The sequence below is a fragment of the Mobiluncus porci genome (assembly GCF_009695935.1).
In the GTDB taxonomy this organism is placed as follows: domain Bacteria; phylum Actinomycetota; class Actinomycetes; order Actinomycetales; family Actinomycetaceae; genus Mobiluncus; species Mobiluncus porci.
In genome coordinates this window covers 136,955-153,163 of sequence record NZ_VUMY01000004.1, presented here as the reverse complement: position 1 = coordinate 153,163, position 16,209 = coordinate 136,955, and the positions used below count along the sequence as shown (strand labels likewise).

Annotated in this window: 14 protein-coding genes and 2 tRNA genes; 6 read left to right on the top strand and 10 right to left on the bottom strand. The window is 58.5% G+C overall.

Annotated features, from left to right (window positions below):
• Positions 1-132: 132 nt before the first annotated feature.
• On the bottom strand, positions 133-948 hold the full coding sequence (locus tag FYJ63_RS03365) for a lysophospholipid acyltransferase family protein (RefSeq protein WP_154543739.1): 816 nt from the start codon (positions 946-948) through the stop codon (positions 133-135).
• Positions 945-2,261 (bottom strand): UDP-N-acetylglucosamine 1-carboxyvinyltransferase, encoded by a 1,317-nt coding sequence (murA, locus tag FYJ63_RS03360; protein ID WP_154543737.1) that lies wholly within the window; start codon positions 2,259-2,261, stop codon positions 945-947. The genes FYJ63_RS03365 and murA overlap by 4 nt, the downstream gene beginning before the upstream one ends.
• Positions 2,262-2,354: 93 nt before the next feature.
• On the opposite strand from murA, the gene FYJ63_RS03355 reads away from it, so the two are divergent.
• From FYJ63_RS03355 to FYJ63_RS03335, 5 genes are all read left to right on the top strand, one after another.
• A complete protein-coding gene (locus FYJ63_RS03355) occupies positions 2,355-2,492 on the top strand; it encodes a hypothetical protein (RefSeq protein ID WP_195839322.1) in 138 nt (45 codons plus the stop codon).
• Between the two features lie 152 nt (positions 2,493-2,644).
• Entirely contained in the window at positions 2,645-4,309 is a 1,665-nt protein-coding gene (locus tag FYJ63_RS03350) for a peptide ABC transporter substrate-binding protein (RefSeq protein WP_287847096.1), read from the top strand.
• A 127-nt stretch (positions 4,310-4,436) separates the two neighbouring features.
• Positions 4,437-5,363 carry an ABC transporter permease gene (locus FYJ63_RS03345; protein ID WP_154543731.1) on the top strand — a complete coding sequence of 309 codons (927 nt, stop codon included), beginning with the start codon at positions 4,437-4,439 and terminating at the stop codon, positions 5,361-5,363.
• Positions 5,364-5,375: 12 nt separating this feature from the next.
• Positions 5,376-6,335: an ABC transporter permease gene (locus FYJ63_RS03340; protein WP_154543729.1), complete on the top strand. Its 960-nt coding sequence runs from the start codon at positions 5,376-5,378 to the stop codon at positions 6,333-6,335.
• Between the two features lie 68 nt (positions 6,336-6,403).
• Complete coding sequence (locus FYJ63_RS03335; protein WP_154543789.1) at positions 6,404-8,137, top strand: dipeptide ABC transporter ATP-binding protein; 1,734 nt, start codon at positions 6,404-6,406, stop codon at positions 8,135-8,137.
• Positions 8,138-8,869: 732 nt separating this feature from the next.
• Here the strand turns inward: FYJ63_RS03335 and leuD are convergent.
• Positions 8,870-9,508: a 3-isopropylmalate dehydratase small subunit gene (leuD, locus tag FYJ63_RS03330; RefSeq protein ID WP_154543728.1), complete on the bottom strand. Its 639-nt coding sequence runs from the start codon at positions 9,506-9,508 to the stop codon at positions 8,870-8,872.
• A gap of 21 nt (positions 9,509-9,529) precedes the next feature.
• Positions 9,530-10,930: a 3-isopropylmalate dehydratase large subunit gene (gene leuC, locus FYJ63_RS03325; RefSeq protein ID WP_154543726.1), complete on the bottom strand. Its 1,401-nt coding sequence runs from the start codon at positions 10,928-10,930 to the stop codon at positions 9,530-9,532.
• Between the two features lie 90 nt (positions 10,931-11,020).
• Between leuC and FYJ63_RS03320 the strand changes: the two genes are divergently transcribed.
• Positions 11,021-11,746: an IclR family transcriptional regulator gene (locus tag FYJ63_RS03320; protein ID WP_154543725.1), complete on the top strand. Its 726-nt coding sequence runs from the start codon at positions 11,021-11,023 to the stop codon at positions 11,744-11,746.
• Here FYJ63_RS03320 and FYJ63_RS03315 read toward each other — a convergent pair.
• The 6 genes from FYJ63_RS03315 to FYJ63_RS03290 form a co-directional block, all read right to left on the bottom strand.
• Positions 11,743-12,147, bottom strand: coding sequence for a type II toxin-antitoxin system VapC family toxin (locus FYJ63_RS03315; RefSeq protein ID WP_277026931.1), 405 nt, complete (start codon positions 12,145-12,147; stop codon positions 11,743-11,745). The two genes, FYJ63_RS03320 and FYJ63_RS03315, sit on opposite strands and share 4 nt — an antisense overlap.
• Positions 12,132-12,392, bottom strand: a complete 261-nt coding sequence (locus FYJ63_RS03310; RefSeq protein ID WP_195839321.1) for a type II toxin-antitoxin system Phd/YefM family antitoxin — start codon at positions 12,390-12,392, stop codon at positions 12,132-12,134. Before FYJ63_RS03310 ends, FYJ63_RS03315 begins: the two co-directional genes overlap by 16 nt.
• Before the next feature lie 75 nt (positions 12,393-12,467).
• Positions 12,468-12,540, bottom strand: a tRNA-Glu gene (locus FYJ63_RS03305).
• A 1-nt stretch (position 12,541) separates the two neighbouring features.
• A tRNA-Gln gene (locus FYJ63_RS03300) sits at positions 12,542-12,612 on the bottom strand.
• A 148-nt stretch (positions 12,613-12,760) separates the two neighbouring features.
• On the bottom strand, positions 12,761-14,359 hold the full coding sequence (locus FYJ63_RS03295) for a methyl-accepting chemotaxis protein (protein WP_154543785.1): 1,599 nt from the start codon (positions 14,357-14,359) through the stop codon (positions 12,761-12,763).
• A 192-nt stretch (positions 14,360-14,551) separates the two neighbouring features.
• Positions 14,552-16,084, bottom strand: a complete 1,533-nt coding sequence (locus FYJ63_RS03290) for a methyl-accepting chemotaxis protein (protein WP_154543783.1) — start codon at positions 16,082-16,084, stop codon at positions 14,552-14,554.
• Positions 16,085-16,209 lie beyond the last annotated feature (125 nt).

Here is a 16,209-nt window from a genome sequence, read left to right as displayed (position 1 = left end):
CCCCACCTGCCCGCCCCCCCCGCCCCCCCTAACCTCCCCCCACCCCCGCGCCTTTTTTTTGTTTTTTTTGTTGTTTTTTTTTTTTTAAAATAATTATAAAAAAAACCCCCCCCCCCCCCCCCCCCCCACGACTCACTTCCCGCGGTGATAGCGGTCGCCGTCGCGTTTCATGTCCCAAATCTTGTCCGGCGCGGGTGGGGTTTCCCCGGGCCGCAGCGTTGCCAACAAATCCGTTATCGCCCGCATGATCCGCGCGGTCGCTTCCTCCACGGCCTCGTGGTCATCTTGACGCCCATACAAATCCGCCAAGTCCACGGGCGCTCCGGCACGCACCTGAACGAGCCCACGCGGGGGCCAGTGCAGTTTCCCGTAAGGCTCCAAAGTCCGGTGCGCCCCCCACTGAGCAATCGGAACGACCGGAACCCGCGTCTCCAGGGCGAGGCGCGCCGCGCCGGTGTGCCCCTTCATCGGCCATAACTGTGGGTCGCGGGTCAAGGTTCCTTCGGGAAAAATCCCGACGCACTCCCCCACGCGTAAAGCCGCCTTAGCCGCCGCCAACGAATCCGCGGCATGCGACGAAGAGCGAAACACCGGAATCATCCGGGAGCGTTTAGCGAAAAACCCGATAACCGGCCAGTGCATCATCGACTCTTTAATCATGATCCGCACCGACACCTTGTTGGCTAACAAAAAGTGCCCGAAGGTCGTCGAGTCGAGCTCAGTGACGTGGTTTGCAGCGGCAATGAACCCCTCAACCGGCAGGTTTTCCGCTCCAAGATAGCGACGTTTCATCAAGAGGATCAACAAGAGCCGTACTGGCGCCGCCGCAAAGGCATAGGCAAATCCGAGGGCGGGACGTCCCGCGCGGTTTTTCCGAAAAGGCTTCGAAAATTGGTCAATCGCAGTTCTGATTTCTTCTTCGCTGGTGGCATCTCGGCTCTGGCTCATTGCAACTCCACATCCGCGTCCAAGGCCACGAGTTTTTCCATGAAGTTCTCGTAGCCGCGATTAATAATGTCCACCCCCGAAACATGGGACACGCCGGAGGCCGCCAAAGCCGCCACCACGTGGGAGAATCCGCCGCGCAAGTCCGGCACGTCGATATCTGCGCCGGTCAAGGGGGTTGGACCCGAGATCACCGCGGAGTGGTAGAAGTTTCTCGCCCCGAAACGGCATTGCAAGCCGCCCAGACATTCGCGGTAGACCTGAATCTTCGCCCCCATCCGCCGCAGAGCCTCGGTGAAGCCGAAACGGTTCTCATAAACTGTCTCGTGAACAATCGACAAGCCTTCAGCTTGGGTCAAAGCCACGACCAGGGGCTGTTGCCAGTCGGTCATAAAACCGGGGTGAACATTGGTTTCCAAAACAATAGAACGCAAATCCCCGTCGCTACCCCGCCGGAACCTAATCGCGTCCTCGGTAATGTCAAAATCCCCGCCGACCTTACGGAATACGTTCAAGAAAGTCATCATGTCGGCCTGGCGCGCGCCCCGCACAGTGATATCCCCGCCGGTCGCGAGCGCCGCCGAGGCCCAAGACGCGGCCTCGATTCGATCGGGCAAAGCCACATGGTTGAATCCGCGCAGCTCCTCGACTCCTTCGACGCGGATGACGCGGTCGGTGTCGACGGAGATAATCGCGCCCATCTTTTGGAGGACCGCCACCAAATCCATGATTTCCGGCTCTACCGCGGCCCCGCGAAGCTCGGTAATCCCGCGGGCTCTCACTGCTGTCAACAAAGTCTGTTCGGTCGCCCCGACCGAAGGATAGGGCAACTCCACCTTGGTTCCTTCGAGCCCGTTTGGGGCGCGAAGCTCTATTCCGTGGGGCAGTTTCTCGACTTCCGCTCCGAATTTCCGCAAGGTGGCAATGTGGAAGTCGATGGGGCGCCCCCCAATATCGCAGCCCCCAAGATTCGGGATGACGGCTTTCCCGAGCCGGTGCAACAAGGGCCCACAAAGCAGAATCGGGATCCGAGAAGAGCCGGCGTGTTGGTCGACTTCTTCAACCGAGGCGGCGTGAACCTCAGCCGGACGCAGAGTCAAAACCCCTACCGACTTGTTGAAGTCAACCTCTACCCCGTGGAGATTCAACAGTTTCGTCACGACTTCTACGTCGCGAATGTCTGGAACCGAGGCGAGCTGAGACGTCTCGGCGGAAAGCAGCGAGGCCACCATCGCTTTCGGAACAAGGTTTTTCGCGCCCCGAACCGTGATTTCTCCGTGCAACGGCCTCCCGCCATTCACTCGCAAAACCGACATCCGTCCGCCTTTCGTTAAAGATAGTTGTCTTATTTTATCGCCTTGAGCACTTTTATACCCGGAGCTGTCAACGGAACCCAGGAGATATTGGCTATGACTGCCATATATGGCAGTGATGCCCAAATTCTCTCGAGTTTCAGACACCACCCCGAGTATCGCCACGCCGAACCGGTCTACGCATTTCTGGGGATGGTTCCGCCTTGCTCCGACTTGGTCTACGCAGAGACGTGACCGTCCCCAACCGCTCAGCCCTCGCCAGCCGGTGATTTGTTAAATCTAAGTTTTCCCTTAAACTGAGACCAACCACAAAAGTGGCTCAAAGTCGGCGACGAGGCCTAAGGTAAGGCATCAACGCCATCAAAATAACTTTGGAGGATAACCTCGTGAAGAAACGATTCCTATCTGCTATCGCCGCTTCTGCTGCCTTAGCTTTGACCCTGACCGCCTGCGCTGGCGATGCCGGTGAGAAGAAAGCCGCCGGCGACAAGACCGATGCCATTATCACGGTCAACAACACCGAACCCGAAAGCCCGCTGGTTCCGGCAAACACTAACGAAGTCGGTGGCGGACTCATTCTCGACCACATCTTTGCTGGTCTCGAGTACTACGACAAGGACGGCAACCCCCAGATGGAGTTGGCCGAATCCATCACCTCCGATGACAACCAGAACTGGACCATCAAGTTGAAGGGAGACTCCAAGTTCTCCGATGGAACCCCCGTCACGGCGAAGTCCTTTGTTGATGCCTGGAACCAGTCCGTGAAGCACAACATGAAGAACGCCTACTTCTTCGAAAGCATCGACGGATACAAGGCGGCCTACGATGAAGCCGCTGCCAACGCGGAAAACAAATCCCTTCCCGAAAAGGAACGTATCGGCAAGACCGATATGAGCGGCCTGGCGGTGGTTGATGACAAGACCTTCACCGTGAAGCTCGCCCAGCCGGAGTCCGACTTCCCGTTGCGTCTCGGCTACTCGGCTTACTACCCACTGCCGGAAGCCGGTATTGGGGATCCGGAAAAGGTGGCTGCCTACGGCGAAGCCCCCATCACCAACGGCCCCTACCTCGTGAAGGAAGGCTCCTGGCAACACAACGTCCAGATTGAGCTCGTCCCCAACCCGGACTACAAAGGTGACCGCGAGCCGAAGAACGGCGGCGTGACCATGAAGTTCTACAAGACTCAGGACGCGGCCTACAACGACCTGTTGGGTAATAACCTCGACGTGTTGGATGCCGTTCCGGATTCGGCTTTCGGAACCTATGAAGATGAGCTCGGCGATCGTGCAGTGAACCAGCCTTCCGCGATCTTCCAGTCCTTCACCATTCCGGCGAATGACGAGCGTTTCAAGGGTGAAGCGGGCCTGTTGCGTAAGCAGGCTCTGTCTTACGCCGTCAACCGCCAGGAAATCTGTGACACGATCTTCCAGGGCACCCGCACTCCGGCTTCTGACTTCATCGCTCCGGTTATCCCTGGTCACAACGAGAATCTGGAGGGCAAGGAAGTCTTGAAGTACGATGCTGCAAAAGCTAAGGAACTGTGGGCAAAGGCCGACGCTATCCAGCCGTGGAGCGGTACTTTCGAGATCGCTTACAACTCCGATGGCGGCCACCAGGCTTGGGTGGACGCGACCACGAACTCCATCAAGAACACCCTCGGAATTGACGCCAAGGGTAACCCTTACCCGGACTTCAAGTCGCTGCGCTCCGAGGTCACCAACCGCACCATCAAGACCGCGTTCCGCACCGGTTGGCAGGCAGACTACCCGTCTCCTTTCAACTTCCTTGGACCGCTCTACGGCACGAACGCCTCCTCTAACGATGGTGACTACTCCAACACTGACTTTGATGCCCTGTTGAAGAAGGCCTTGAACACCTCGGATCAGACCGAAGCCTTCAAGATCTACGACCAGGCTCAAGAAGTCCTATTGAAGGATTTGCCGTCGATCCCGCTGTGGTACTCCAACGTTAACGGCGGCTACGGCGAAGGCGTCAACAATGTGGTCTTCGGGTGGAACTCTAAGGCTCTGCTCTACCAGATCACCAAGTAGGCGCTGACTTAGCGTCTAACTGCATACTTCGTGGCTCAGGTTTTTACCTGAGCCACGAATTTTGTTTTACGCCCGTTTTACCAAGTAAGATAGCTTGGTCAATACCGTTTATTTTAAGGAGGCAGGAATGTTGCGTTACATCGGACGCAGACTCCTCCAAATAATTCCGGTACTCATTGGTGCGACCTTGCTGATTTATGCGCTGGTTTTCTTGATGCCCGGCGATCCGATTCAAGCCTTGGGCGGAGACCGTGGCCTTTCTCCGGCTGCCGCTGCCGCCTTGCGCGCCAAGTACCACCTCGACCAGCCGTTCTTGATTCAATATTTGCTTTATCTCAAAGGAATCTTGACCTTCGACTTTGGCCTGACATTTTCCGGTCGCGAAGTCACCGAAGTAATGGCTTCGGCTTTTCCGGTCACCATCAAGCTCGCGCTGATGGCCCTGGCTTTCGAGGCCATCTTCGGGATTACCTTTGGAACCATTGCCGGCCTGCGCCGCGGCGGCGCATTTGATGCCACCGTCTTGTTGGTTTCCCTCTTTGTTATCGCCGTACCAACCTTCGTCATCGGCTTCGTGATGCAGTTCATCATCGGGGTGAAACTCGGGTGGCTGCCGACGACGGTGGGGTCGAACGAGACATTCCAGGGGCTATTGATGCCAGCAATCGTGCTGGGCGCGGTGTCTTTCGCCTACGTGTTGCGCCTGACCCGCCAGTCGGTTTCCGAAACGGCTTCGGCTGACCACGTCCGCACTGCCCTCGCCAAGGGGCTCACGCCTCGGCGCGTCATCAGGGTGCATATCCTTAGGAATTCCCTGATTCCGGTGGCGACCTTCCTCGGCGCGGATCTCGGAGCGCTCATGGGTGGCGCGATTGTGACCGAGGGGATTTTCGCCATCAACGGGGTCGGCGGCAACATCTACCAAGCCATCGTCAAGGGCGAGCCGGCCACCGTGGTTTCTTTCACGACCGTTCTCGTGCTCGTCTATATTGTTGCGAATCTCTTGGTGGATTTGCTCTATGCGGCTCTTGACCCGCGGATTCGATACGAGTAAAGGAGGGGAAATATGAGCGAGATTTTGGAACAACCCCACCGACCCGGACAGACTCACTATGTTTCCGAGATTGATGAGACCGGTCTCGGCGCCGTCGACGCGGTAGCCGATGACTCCGCGCCCTCCTCAGTCTGGGGAGAGGCCTGGAAGTATTTGCGCAAGCGCGTCCTGTTCTGGGTCGCGGCAGCGATCATTCTCTTCGCCGTCATCATGGCCGCTTTCCCGCAGTTGTTCACGCGGATTGACCCGAACTTCTGTGAACTGTCCAACTCCTATGCGCCTCCGAGCGCCGGTCACCCCTTCGGCTATGACCGGCAGGGTTGCGATATTTTTGCCCGAACCGTTTACGGAGCCCGAGCCTCGGTTATCGTCGGGATTCTAACCACCGCAGTCGTGGTTCTCATCGGCGCTGTTTTCGGAACTTTGGCCGGTTTCTTCGGGGGAATCCTCGACTCGATTCTCTCCCGCATCACCGACATTATCTTCGCGGTGCCTTTCTTGTTGGCCGCGATTGTGGTCATGCAGATGTTCCGCGAAAACCGCACCATCTTCACAGTTGTCATCGTGTTGGCAGTCTTCGGGTGGCCCCAAATCGCGCGCATCACCCGCGGCGCGGTTATGCAGACGAAGAACGAAGAGTTTATTACAGCGTCTCGGGCGCTGGGCGAAAGCAAGCTGCGCATTATTCTGCGCCACATTATCCCCAACGCCACCGCCCCGATGATTGTCTACGCCACCGTGGCTCTCGGCACCTTCATCGTTTCGGAAGCGACCCTGTCCTTCCTCGGGGTGGGGCTTCCCTCCGATGTGGTGAGCTGGGGCGGGGATATTTCTCGAGCCCAAACTGCTCTGCGTCAAGCACCCCAGGTGCTGTTCTATCCGGCAGGCGCGTTGGCGATGACCGTCTTGAGTTTCATCATGATGGGTGACGTGGTTCGCGACGCGCTCGATCCGAAAGCGAGGAAGAAGTGAGTAATCCGACTTCGCAAGAGCGAGAAACCGAGGAACTTTCCATCAATACGCCGGCAACCGTTGCTGAAATGGAAGCCACCGGCGATGAGTTGATTCTCCGCTCCGTGTCCTACCAGGCGGCAAAAAACGGCACCACCATGCCGGTTTTGGAAGTTGTTGACCTCGAGGTCGCCTTTAGGTCCTCCACGGGCATGGTTCCCGCAGTTCGCAAGGCGAACTTCACGGTCTATCCCGGCCAGACCATCGCCATTGTGGGCGAGTCCGGCTCCGGTAAATCCACCGCGGCCGCCGCTGTAATCGGGCTCCTGCCCGGAACCGGTAAGGTCGTCGGGGGCAGGATTCTGTTCCAGGGCCACGACATCACCGAGTTGTCCAAGAAGCAATACGTGGAGTTGCGTGGCTCCCACATCGGGATGGTTCCCCAAGATCCGATGTCGAACCTGAACCCCGTGTGGAAGATCGGGTTCCAGGTCAAAGAGGCTTTGACCGCGAATAACCTCGCTAAGGGACGCGAAAAAGAGCGGGTCGTGGAGTTGCTGGAGGAAGCGGGGCTTCCCGATGCGGCGCGGCGCGCGAAACAGTACCCCCACGAGTTTTCCGGCGGGATGCGCCAGCGGGCCTTGATCGCGATGGGTTTCGCGGGAGAACCGAAGCTGCTGATTGCTGACGAGCCGACCTCCGCCCTCGACGTGACCGTCCAGCGTCGTATCCTGGACCACTTGAACAATTTGACCGAAAAATCGGATACCTCGGTGCTGTTTATCACCCACGACTTGGGGCTCGCCGCTGAACGCGCCTCGCACCTGGTGGTGATGCACCGCGGGCGGGTTGTTGAGTCCGGTCCGGCCTTGGACATTTTGAAACAACCCAAGCATCCTTACACCCAGCGCCTGGTCGCGGCCGCGCCGTCTCTGGCGTCTCACCGGATTCAGGCCGCTCTGGATCGCGGGGAGACCTCCGATGAGCTCCTCACTCACGGGATGGCTGATCCGGATGAATACGAGGAGATTATTCGGGCCTCGCATTTGACGAAGATTTTCGATGTTCGCGGGGCGAAAGGCGACGCGAAGAAACTCAAGGCCGTTGATGACGTGTCTTTCACCTTGCGTCGCGGAACGACCTTGGCTTTGGTGGGTGAGTCAGGTTCGGGGAAGTCAACAGTGGCTAACATAATTTTGAACCTGATTGATCCAACCGAGGGCAAAGTTTTCTATCAGGGCACGGACCTCTCGACTTTGAACAAGCGCGAACTGTTCGATATGCGCGCGAAACTCCAGGTCGTCTTCCAAAACCCCTATGGTTCTCTCGATCCGATGTTTTCGGTTTATCGCTGTATCGAGGAGCCTTTGCTGGTTCACCACATCGGGAGCCGCAAGGAACGCGAGGAGCGGGTGGCGAGCCTTTTGGACGCGGTGGCGCTCCCGCGCTCGGCGATGCGGCGCTATCCCGGGGAGCTTTCGGGTGGGCAAAGGCAGCGCGTCGCGATTGCCCGCGCCTTAGCATTGAAGCCGGAGATTATCGTCTTGGACGAGGCGGTTTCTGCTTTGGACGTTTTGGTGCAGGAGCAGATCCTGCAGTTGCTTGCGGAGATTCAGCATTCTTCGCACCTGACGTATCTTTTCATCACCCACGATTTGGCGGTGGTGCGCCAGATGGCTGACGAGATTGTCGTCATGCAGTCGGGACGCGTGGTCGAAACCGGTACGGTCGATGACATTTTCGACAATCCCCGCGAGGCCTACACCCGCGATCTCATCGAAGCCATCCCCGGGCGAACCATCCCGCTTTGGACCGGAGAATAGCGCCCGCGTCGCGCTCTTTTCCCTGCTGGTCTCAGCACGCTTCTCAGTCGCTGTTTCTTCTTCTGGTCGGGCTCTTCGGAGCGGACGCGAACCCTAGCGGGACGGAAGGGGAGGTTTCCCCTCGAACCCGCTACTTCGTAGCAGGTTCTCACTCCTCAGTCCCGCTGCGGGTTTCGCGTAACCGCTCCTCGAGCCCTACTGAGCTGTCACGTTACGTAAGCTGACCGCATAGGCGACATTACTGTTTCGGTCACGTTACGTAACCGGCGCGCTGGAACCCGGCTACCCGTTCGGTTACCCAACGTAACGTAACCACAAGGGCGACGCGGCGCGTTCGGGAGGGCTCGCAGCAGCGGGGCGCGGCGGCAACACGAGCCGCCGCGTAAAACGGCGGAGCCGAATAAGAAACGCGAAAGCGTTTCCGGCGAAGCACCGTTTGAGAAAGGGCCCTATTGTGGCGGCGAACGCAGTGAGGCCGACACAATGTGGGCGCGGTGGCATCGCGCGGAGCGCGAGTGAGCCACCGCGTAACTGGCGGAGCGGATCAAACGACGGCAATTAGCCGTCGTCCGCGAAGCACCTAATAAAAACTCCCTCGCTAGCTGCAAGAGCCCCTCCCGCGCGACGCAAGCCCGAACCGGCAGCGTGAACAAGTCGAGTGCTCCGCGACCAAGCCAACGAAGAGCCCGACCAGAAAACGAAGCAAAACGCCACCGAGAAGAGAACTGAGGGTTATGCGACCGGGCGGGCCGAGACGACGGGCTCGTCCGGGAGGTGTTTCGCTGGTAAGGTCTTCGGCTTGAAGGACGGGCGTTTTGCCTCGTAGGCGGCAATCGCGTCTTCGTCGCGCAAAGTGAGCGAGATATCGTCAAGCCCTTCCATCAAGCGCCAGCGCGTGTAGTCGTCAATCTCGAAGCTGCAGGTGAAATCGCCCGCGGTCGCCGTGCGGTTTTCGAGATCGACCGTGACCTCGGTTCCAGGCGCGCCCTCCAGAACCTCCCACAGACGGTCACAGTCCTCCTGGGAGATGACCCCGGCGACAAGCCCTTGCTTTCCGGCGTTGCCGCGGAAAATGTCGGCAAACTTCGGGGAGAGCACCACCTTGAAACCGTAGTCGCGCAGCGCCCACACCGCGTGCTCACGCGAAGACCCGGTCCCGAAGTCTTTTCCAGCAACGAGCACGGTGCCAGACCGGTAGGCGTCTTGGTTCAGGACAAACGAAGGGTCGGTCCGCCACGCAGCGAACAGCGCGTCTTCGAAGCCGGTCTTGGTGACGCGCTTCAGGTAGACTGCGGGGATGATTTGGTCGGTGTCGACGTTGGTGACGCGAAGCGGCACCCCGACTCCTGTATGTGTTACAAACTTTTCCATTACTCTTCCTTCCCTCGAGCTTTACAGGTCTTCCGGACTCGACAGCGTCCCGCGAATCGCGGTTGCCGCGGCCACGAGCGGGCTCACCAGGTGCGTCCGCCCGCCCTTGCCCTGGCGGCCTTCGAAGTTCCGGTTCGAAGTCGAGGCGCTGCGCTCGCCGGGAGCGAGCTTGTCGGGGTTCATCGCCAAACACATTGAGCAGCCAGCGTTGCGCCATTCGGCCCCAAAGTCCTCGAACACCTTGTCGAGTCCTTCCTTCTCCGCCTGCAGGCGCACGCGGGCGGAACCGGGCACAACCAAGACGCGCACGTCCGGATTCTTCTTCTGGCCCTTGATGACCTCCGCGGCCGCCCGCAGGTCCTCCAGGCGGCCGTTGGTGCACGACCCGATAAAGACCGTGTCTACCTTCACGTCTTTCATCTTGGTTCCGGCGCTCAAGCCCATGTAGTCGAGTGCCTTCTCGGCGGTCAGGCGCGCGGTTTCGTCGGTCAAGTCACTCGGATCCGGCACGGATTCATCAAGGGAGACCCCCATTCCCGGGTTCGTCCCCCAGGTCACGAAGGGCCCGAGCGTATCGGCATCAATCGTAACCTCGGCATCGAACTTCGCATCCGCATCCGTCGGGAGTGAGCGCCAATAGTCAAGCGCCGCCTCCCATTCGGGGCCCTCGGGAGCGTGCGGGCGGCCCTTGATGAACTCGAAAGTGGTTTCATCAGGGGCTATCATGCCCGCTCGCGCCCCGGCCTCGATAGACATATTACAGATCGTCATCCGCGCTTCCATCGACAGCGCCTCGATGGCCTCTCCGCGGTATTCCAGCACATAGCCCTGGCCGCCGTTCGTCCCAATCTTGGCAATAATCGCCAGAATCAGGTCCTTCGAGGTCACGCCGGGGCGCAGGTGGCCGGAGACATTAATCGCCATCGTCTTGAAGGGCGCCAAGGGAAGCGTCTGGGTCGCCAGCACGTGTTCCACCTCGGAGGTCCCGATTCCGAAGGCAAGTGCCCCGAAAGCTCCGTGGGTGGAAGTGTGGGAGTCACCACAGACAATCGTCATCCCCGGCTGGGTGAGGCCGAGTTGCGGGCCGACCACGTGGACAATCCCCTGGTCAGCGTCGCCAAGGGAGTGGAGCCGAATCCCGAAGTCGGTGGCGTTTTTCCGCAAAGTTTCAATCTGGAGCGCCGAGGTGGCGTCCTTGATTGGCAGGTCAATGTCGTAAGTCGGCGTGTTGTGGTCCTCGGTCGCAATCGTGAGTTCCGGACGGCGCACTTTCCGTCCCGCCTGCCGCAAGCCATCAAATGCTTGCGGGCTCGTCACTTCGTGGCACAGTTGCAGGTCGATATAGAGCAAGTCGGGCGCGCCGTTTTCGCCTTTTTTCACGACATGGTCGCGCCACACTTTTTCAGCCAGGGTCATGCCCATTTTCCGCTTCCCTTCCTAAGCTGTTTTTCATCAATGGTCATCTTGATTTCCCAACTTGCATTTCACAATGTGAGATGGCAATATCAAGTTATGGACAAGTCTAGCGCAAATTCCGGAGTAGGGGTACTCGACAAAGCAATCCTGATTCTCTCCACCCTTGAATCTGGCCCCGCCTCCCTCGCGAGCCTCGTGGATTCCACGCATTTGGCGCGCCCGACAATCTACCGCCTCGCGGTCGCCCTGGAACATCACCGTTTCTTGACGCGCGACACCCAGGGGCGTTTCACTCTCGGACCGCGACTTGCGGAGCTCGCGGGAGCCGCCGGGGATGACCGCTTACTGAGCGTAGCCACGCCGGTTCTGACCGCCCTTCGCGACCACACCCACGAGTCCTGCCAGTTATATCGCCGCCAAGGCGACCAGCGGATTTGCGTGGCTTCGGCGGACCGGCCCATCGGGCTTCGCGACTCGATTCCGGTCGGGGCCGTGCTTTCGATGCAGGCCGGCTCCGCGGCCCAGATTTTGCTGGCCTGGGAGGAACCGGAGCGGCTCCACCGCGGGCTTCGCGGGGCGGCCTTTAATGCGACCCAACTCTCGGCGGTGCGCCGTCGCGGCTGGTCGCAGTCGGTCGGCGAACGCGAGCCGGGAGTAGCCTCAGTTTCCGCGCCGGTTCGCGGGGCGAACGGGCGGGTCGTCGCGGCAGTTTCAGTCTCGGGGCCAATTGAGCGCCTCGGGCGCCAGCCGGGTCGCACCCTTGGTCCCGCTGTGGTCGCCGCCGCCAATCGCCTCTCGGAGTTCCTCCGCCGCGAGGACTAGGAGCGCACGTCGAAGTACATAACGCCGGGGAGCGCCCCGAAACGGGCGGTGGCATCGCGGGTCGCAACAATGCGGCCGGTCTGGGCGGCGTGGGCAGCAATGATGAGGTCATGGGGAGAGCACCTATGGCCGGCCTTGTGCTCATAAGCCATCAAACGGGCGTGAACCGTTGCAGTATTCTCGTCATAAACAAGAACTTCCAACTGTTTAAGCATTTCCCGCAAGGTGTTTTCCCGAGACTCCACGCGCTCTAAATCCGAATCCATTTCGATGCCGTAGCGATATTCCGCCAAAGTAACGCCGGCTATAGCGAGCTTGTCATCGTCAAACTGAGTGATATCGAAATCACCATGCTCATAATCAATCAAAATATTAGTGTCAAGGATTAGTCTTCGCCCCACGGAATCTTCACTTCCCCTTGTATCGCTTCCAAACCTTCCCGAATCCGGTCTTTAAATCCCGGATCGGGGGGCACTGTGCCCTTTAGAGCCTCTCGCAAAGCTCGCCCAGTGTACTTTGGAGTCGGTCTTATATCCGCAATAGTCTCATTGCCTCTAGTAATACGAATCGTCTCGCCCGCCTCCACGCGGTCGAGCAGCTTGGAAAATCCTCTCGACGCTTCCGTCGCAGTCATAGTAGTAGCCATGACCCCATTTTATCTGATTATCTGATTCACATCCAGGCATAAAAAATCCCCGGAAATCCGGGGATTAATTACACGTACCCCCAGCGGGATTTGAACCCGCGTTACCGCCGTGAGAGGGCGATGTCCTAGGCCGCTAGACGATAGGGGCGCTGGGGTACCAGGATTCGAACCTAGACTGAGTGAACCAGAATCACTAGTGCTGCCGTTACACCATACCCCAAGGGCTTCTCGGGCTTTTCGAGGCTTTCGCCGTGAAAAGCACCGAGAAACTACTTTAGCGTAAAACCATGCCGGAATGCAATTGCGCACCTAGCCAAGGCGCCGCGACCACGAATCCGGCTCAGAGTCACTCGAAGGGCTTTCAAGCCCTAGTTTCCGCGCACCTCGTAGATGAACTTCGAGATGTGCTCCTGCATCGTGTCAGCCGCGGCGACCAGGGACTTCGCCTGTTCCTGGAGTTCCAGAATCCCCTTACCGGCTCCTTCTGCAATCTCCTGGTACTTAGCAATCGTGTCCGTAATCGAAGCAGAACCGGTGGCGGCTTCCGCCACGGAACGGCTCATGTCGTTTGTGGTAGCGGTCTGTTCCTCCACCGCGGCCGCGATGGTCGTCTGGTAGTCATTAATCTCATTAATGATGTCGGAGATCCGCTTGATGGCCTCGACCGCGGAATCGGTATCGGCTTGAATCGCCGAGACCTTCGCGGTGATTTCATCGGTGGCCTTGCCGGTTTCCTGAGCCAAGTCCTTCACTTCGCCGGCCACCACCGCGAAGCCCTTGCCGGCTTCTCCGGCACGCGCCGCCTCGATGGTCGCGTTCAAAGCCAGGAGGTTCGTCTGTTCGGCGATACCGGTGATGGTCTTGACGACGTCACCAATCTCGCGCGAAGAGGTCCCGAGTTTCGCCACGGTCTCCCGCGTGCGCTTTGCGACGTCGGTCGCTTCGTTGGCCACCCGCGCCGCCTCGTTGGCGTTGGAGGAAATTTCGCGAATCGAAGCACCCATCTCTTCGGCACCTGCCGCCACGGTCTGGATGGACTGAGTGACGTCTCCGGCGGCGCCACCCACGACCTGGGTTTGCGCAATCATGTCCGAGGTCTGGTTGTAGGCATCAGTAATTTCATTACCAACTTGATCCGCCACTCGATCTACCTCACCGGCAACCGTTCCTGCAGAGCCCACAATGTGGCGCATAGATCCTTGGGTATCATTGAGTTTCGCTGCAATATCACCGACCTCATCATTCATCGTCAGTTCAGCCTCAGCGGTCAAATCCCCATGAGACAGTTTCTCCAACGCATCGCCGGTAAACTTCACCGTCCGCCGCAAAGTCCGGCTCACCAACAGGCCAATGAAGACCGAAATCGCTACGACAATGAGGAACACCACAATCATGACGATGATGACCGTGTTCGCTACGGCATTCGCAGTAGCGTCAGCCTCATCCATCTGGGTGTCGAGTTCGGTAACAATCTTCGGAATCAGTTCCTCGAGTTGAGTCTGGTAATTCGCGACGTCAATCGCATTAGCGCCGGCTCCGTCTCCCGCACTGGCGAGACGCACGATTTCTTGCACCTGGCCGTTGAAGCCTTCCACGACCTTCGTCACTTCATCCACCATGGGGGTGATTTTGGCATCCTCAATGGCTTGCATCTCCTTGATGCGCTCATCAATGAGCTCGGTAAAGTGGTTGACATCTTCAATCGCCACGTTTTGAAGCTCAGTACGTTTCGCGGGATCCGTCACAATTTGAGAAGTGGCCACGTTCTTCAGTTCACGTTCGGAAGCGATCAAGCGCGACATATCGTATTGCAGCGCTTGTGCCGCTTCAACCTGGGTTTTCTCCTCGGCGTAGACGGAAGTAGCTCCGGTGTAGGCGTTGATACCGATGACGAAGGTAATCAGCATTATCAAAGCCCCGATGATTCCGGAGGCTCCAATAGCGCCAATCTGGAGGCTCAGTGGCATCCGGCGTAGCTTCTTCCCCTTGGCGTTGTAGCGCGCCGCGGAATTCTTCGTCTGGTTGGCCTCGGCGGGAGCCTTTTTATCCGCGGGAGAGGACGAGGCACCGGAGGCGGGAACCGGGGTAGATTCTTCCGTCGCTACCGGTTCAGTATCTGGATTCATGGGTTGGTTCATAGTTTCGCTCACGATGCCTCCTTAGTACTTCAACTCGTTCAGTTGGGAAACCAAGTCGCGAGATTGTCCCGAGAGCGTACCCATCTCATTGTCAATCTGGGTAAAGGCTTCGGCCATCTCGTTGGTTTGCCGCGCGATGTCGGCCACGTTTTCAGCAATCGTGCGCGAGCCATCAGCGGCCTCAGAAACCGAACGACTCATCTCATTCGTCGTGGCGGTCTGTTCCTCCACGGCGGCGGCAATCGTCGTCTGGTAGTCATTAATGGAAGCGATGATGCCCGAGATTTGCTCGATGGCAGCAATGGCTTCCTGGGTGTCGGTCTGGATCTGTTCGACCTTTACCGCGACTTCTTCGGTGGCCTTACCGGTTTCGGCAGCCAAGTCCTTCACCTCAGAGGCAACCACGGCAAAACCGCGACCGGCTTCTCCGGCACGAGCCGCCTCGATGGTGGCGTTCAAGGCGAGGAGGTTCGTCTGTTCGGCGACGGCAGTAATGGTTTCGATGACCTCGCCAACTTCCTTGGAGGACTCCCCGAGTTTCGCGACGGTTTCATTCGTCCGCGCCGCCACGTCGTAAGCCTCTTTGGCGACTTCCGCAGCCGCGTTCGCGTTCGTGGCAATCTCCTTGATGGAGGCGCTCATTTCTTCCGCACCGGCAGCCACGGTCTGAACCGAACGGGAGACTTCCTCCGCGGCAGCGGCGCCGCTATTGATGAAGTCGGCACCTTGTTGGGTGGCTTCCACCGCCCCGCGAGACCCCTGGCCGATAGTGACTGCCACCGAAACCACCTGGTTAGAGGCTTCGGCGGTGGCGGCAATACCACCGCGCAGCCTAGAGACAGCCTCGTTGAAGTCCTCGCTCATATCGCCGACCTCGTCGTTGCTTCGGCGCGGAACCGAAACCGTGAAGTCCCCGCCGGCAAACTTGTTCATGCCCTCAGAGAGCGCGGCCGCAGAACGCTTCAACGGTGTCACCAGGGCGCGAATCAGGAGGACAACGAGGATGATGCTGACCACGATAATCACCACGGCCACAATCATCGTCAGTTGAGAGGAAGCCGCTCGAGCCTTGGTGGCTTGGGCGCTGTCCGCGTTGAAAGAGTCCAGCAAAGTCCGGACGTTATCGGCAAAGAGGAAGCCGTTTTGTTCTTCCCACTCGCTGAAGGGAGCCGAGGCCTGGAGAGCGGCGGCGGGGTCAGCCACGGAAGAGCCGGTCTTGAAGTCGCCCCAGACCTTGGCGTATTCCTCATAGTTAGCCCGCAAATCCCCCACGATGGCTTTCTTATTGGCGTCCAAGGGGAGCGCCTCCAGTTTGGCGACCTCGGTGTCAACTTGCTTCAGTAGTTCATCAACTTGCGCTACCGAGTTTTGGTCTTGTTGGAGGGAAGTAGTGGCTCCGGATTGAAGTCGCGTCAAAAGCATTAAATCCGCAGACCGCATTGCTGTCCAATTGGTGCGAGCTTGTTCCACAATTTCAACATCGTTATATCGTTCGATTTCACCATCAAAAGCTCCGCGGTTTTGTTGCAGGGAAAGCACCATGTATATCAACATGATAATGAGCACCACTGCCGCCACTACCGCAGCCAGATTCGTTTTATTACGAATCGACAATCTCAATTTCCCTTTTTTCAATGTTCAACTCCTAGACATAGAAGGGGGTTCGGAACGAACTATTA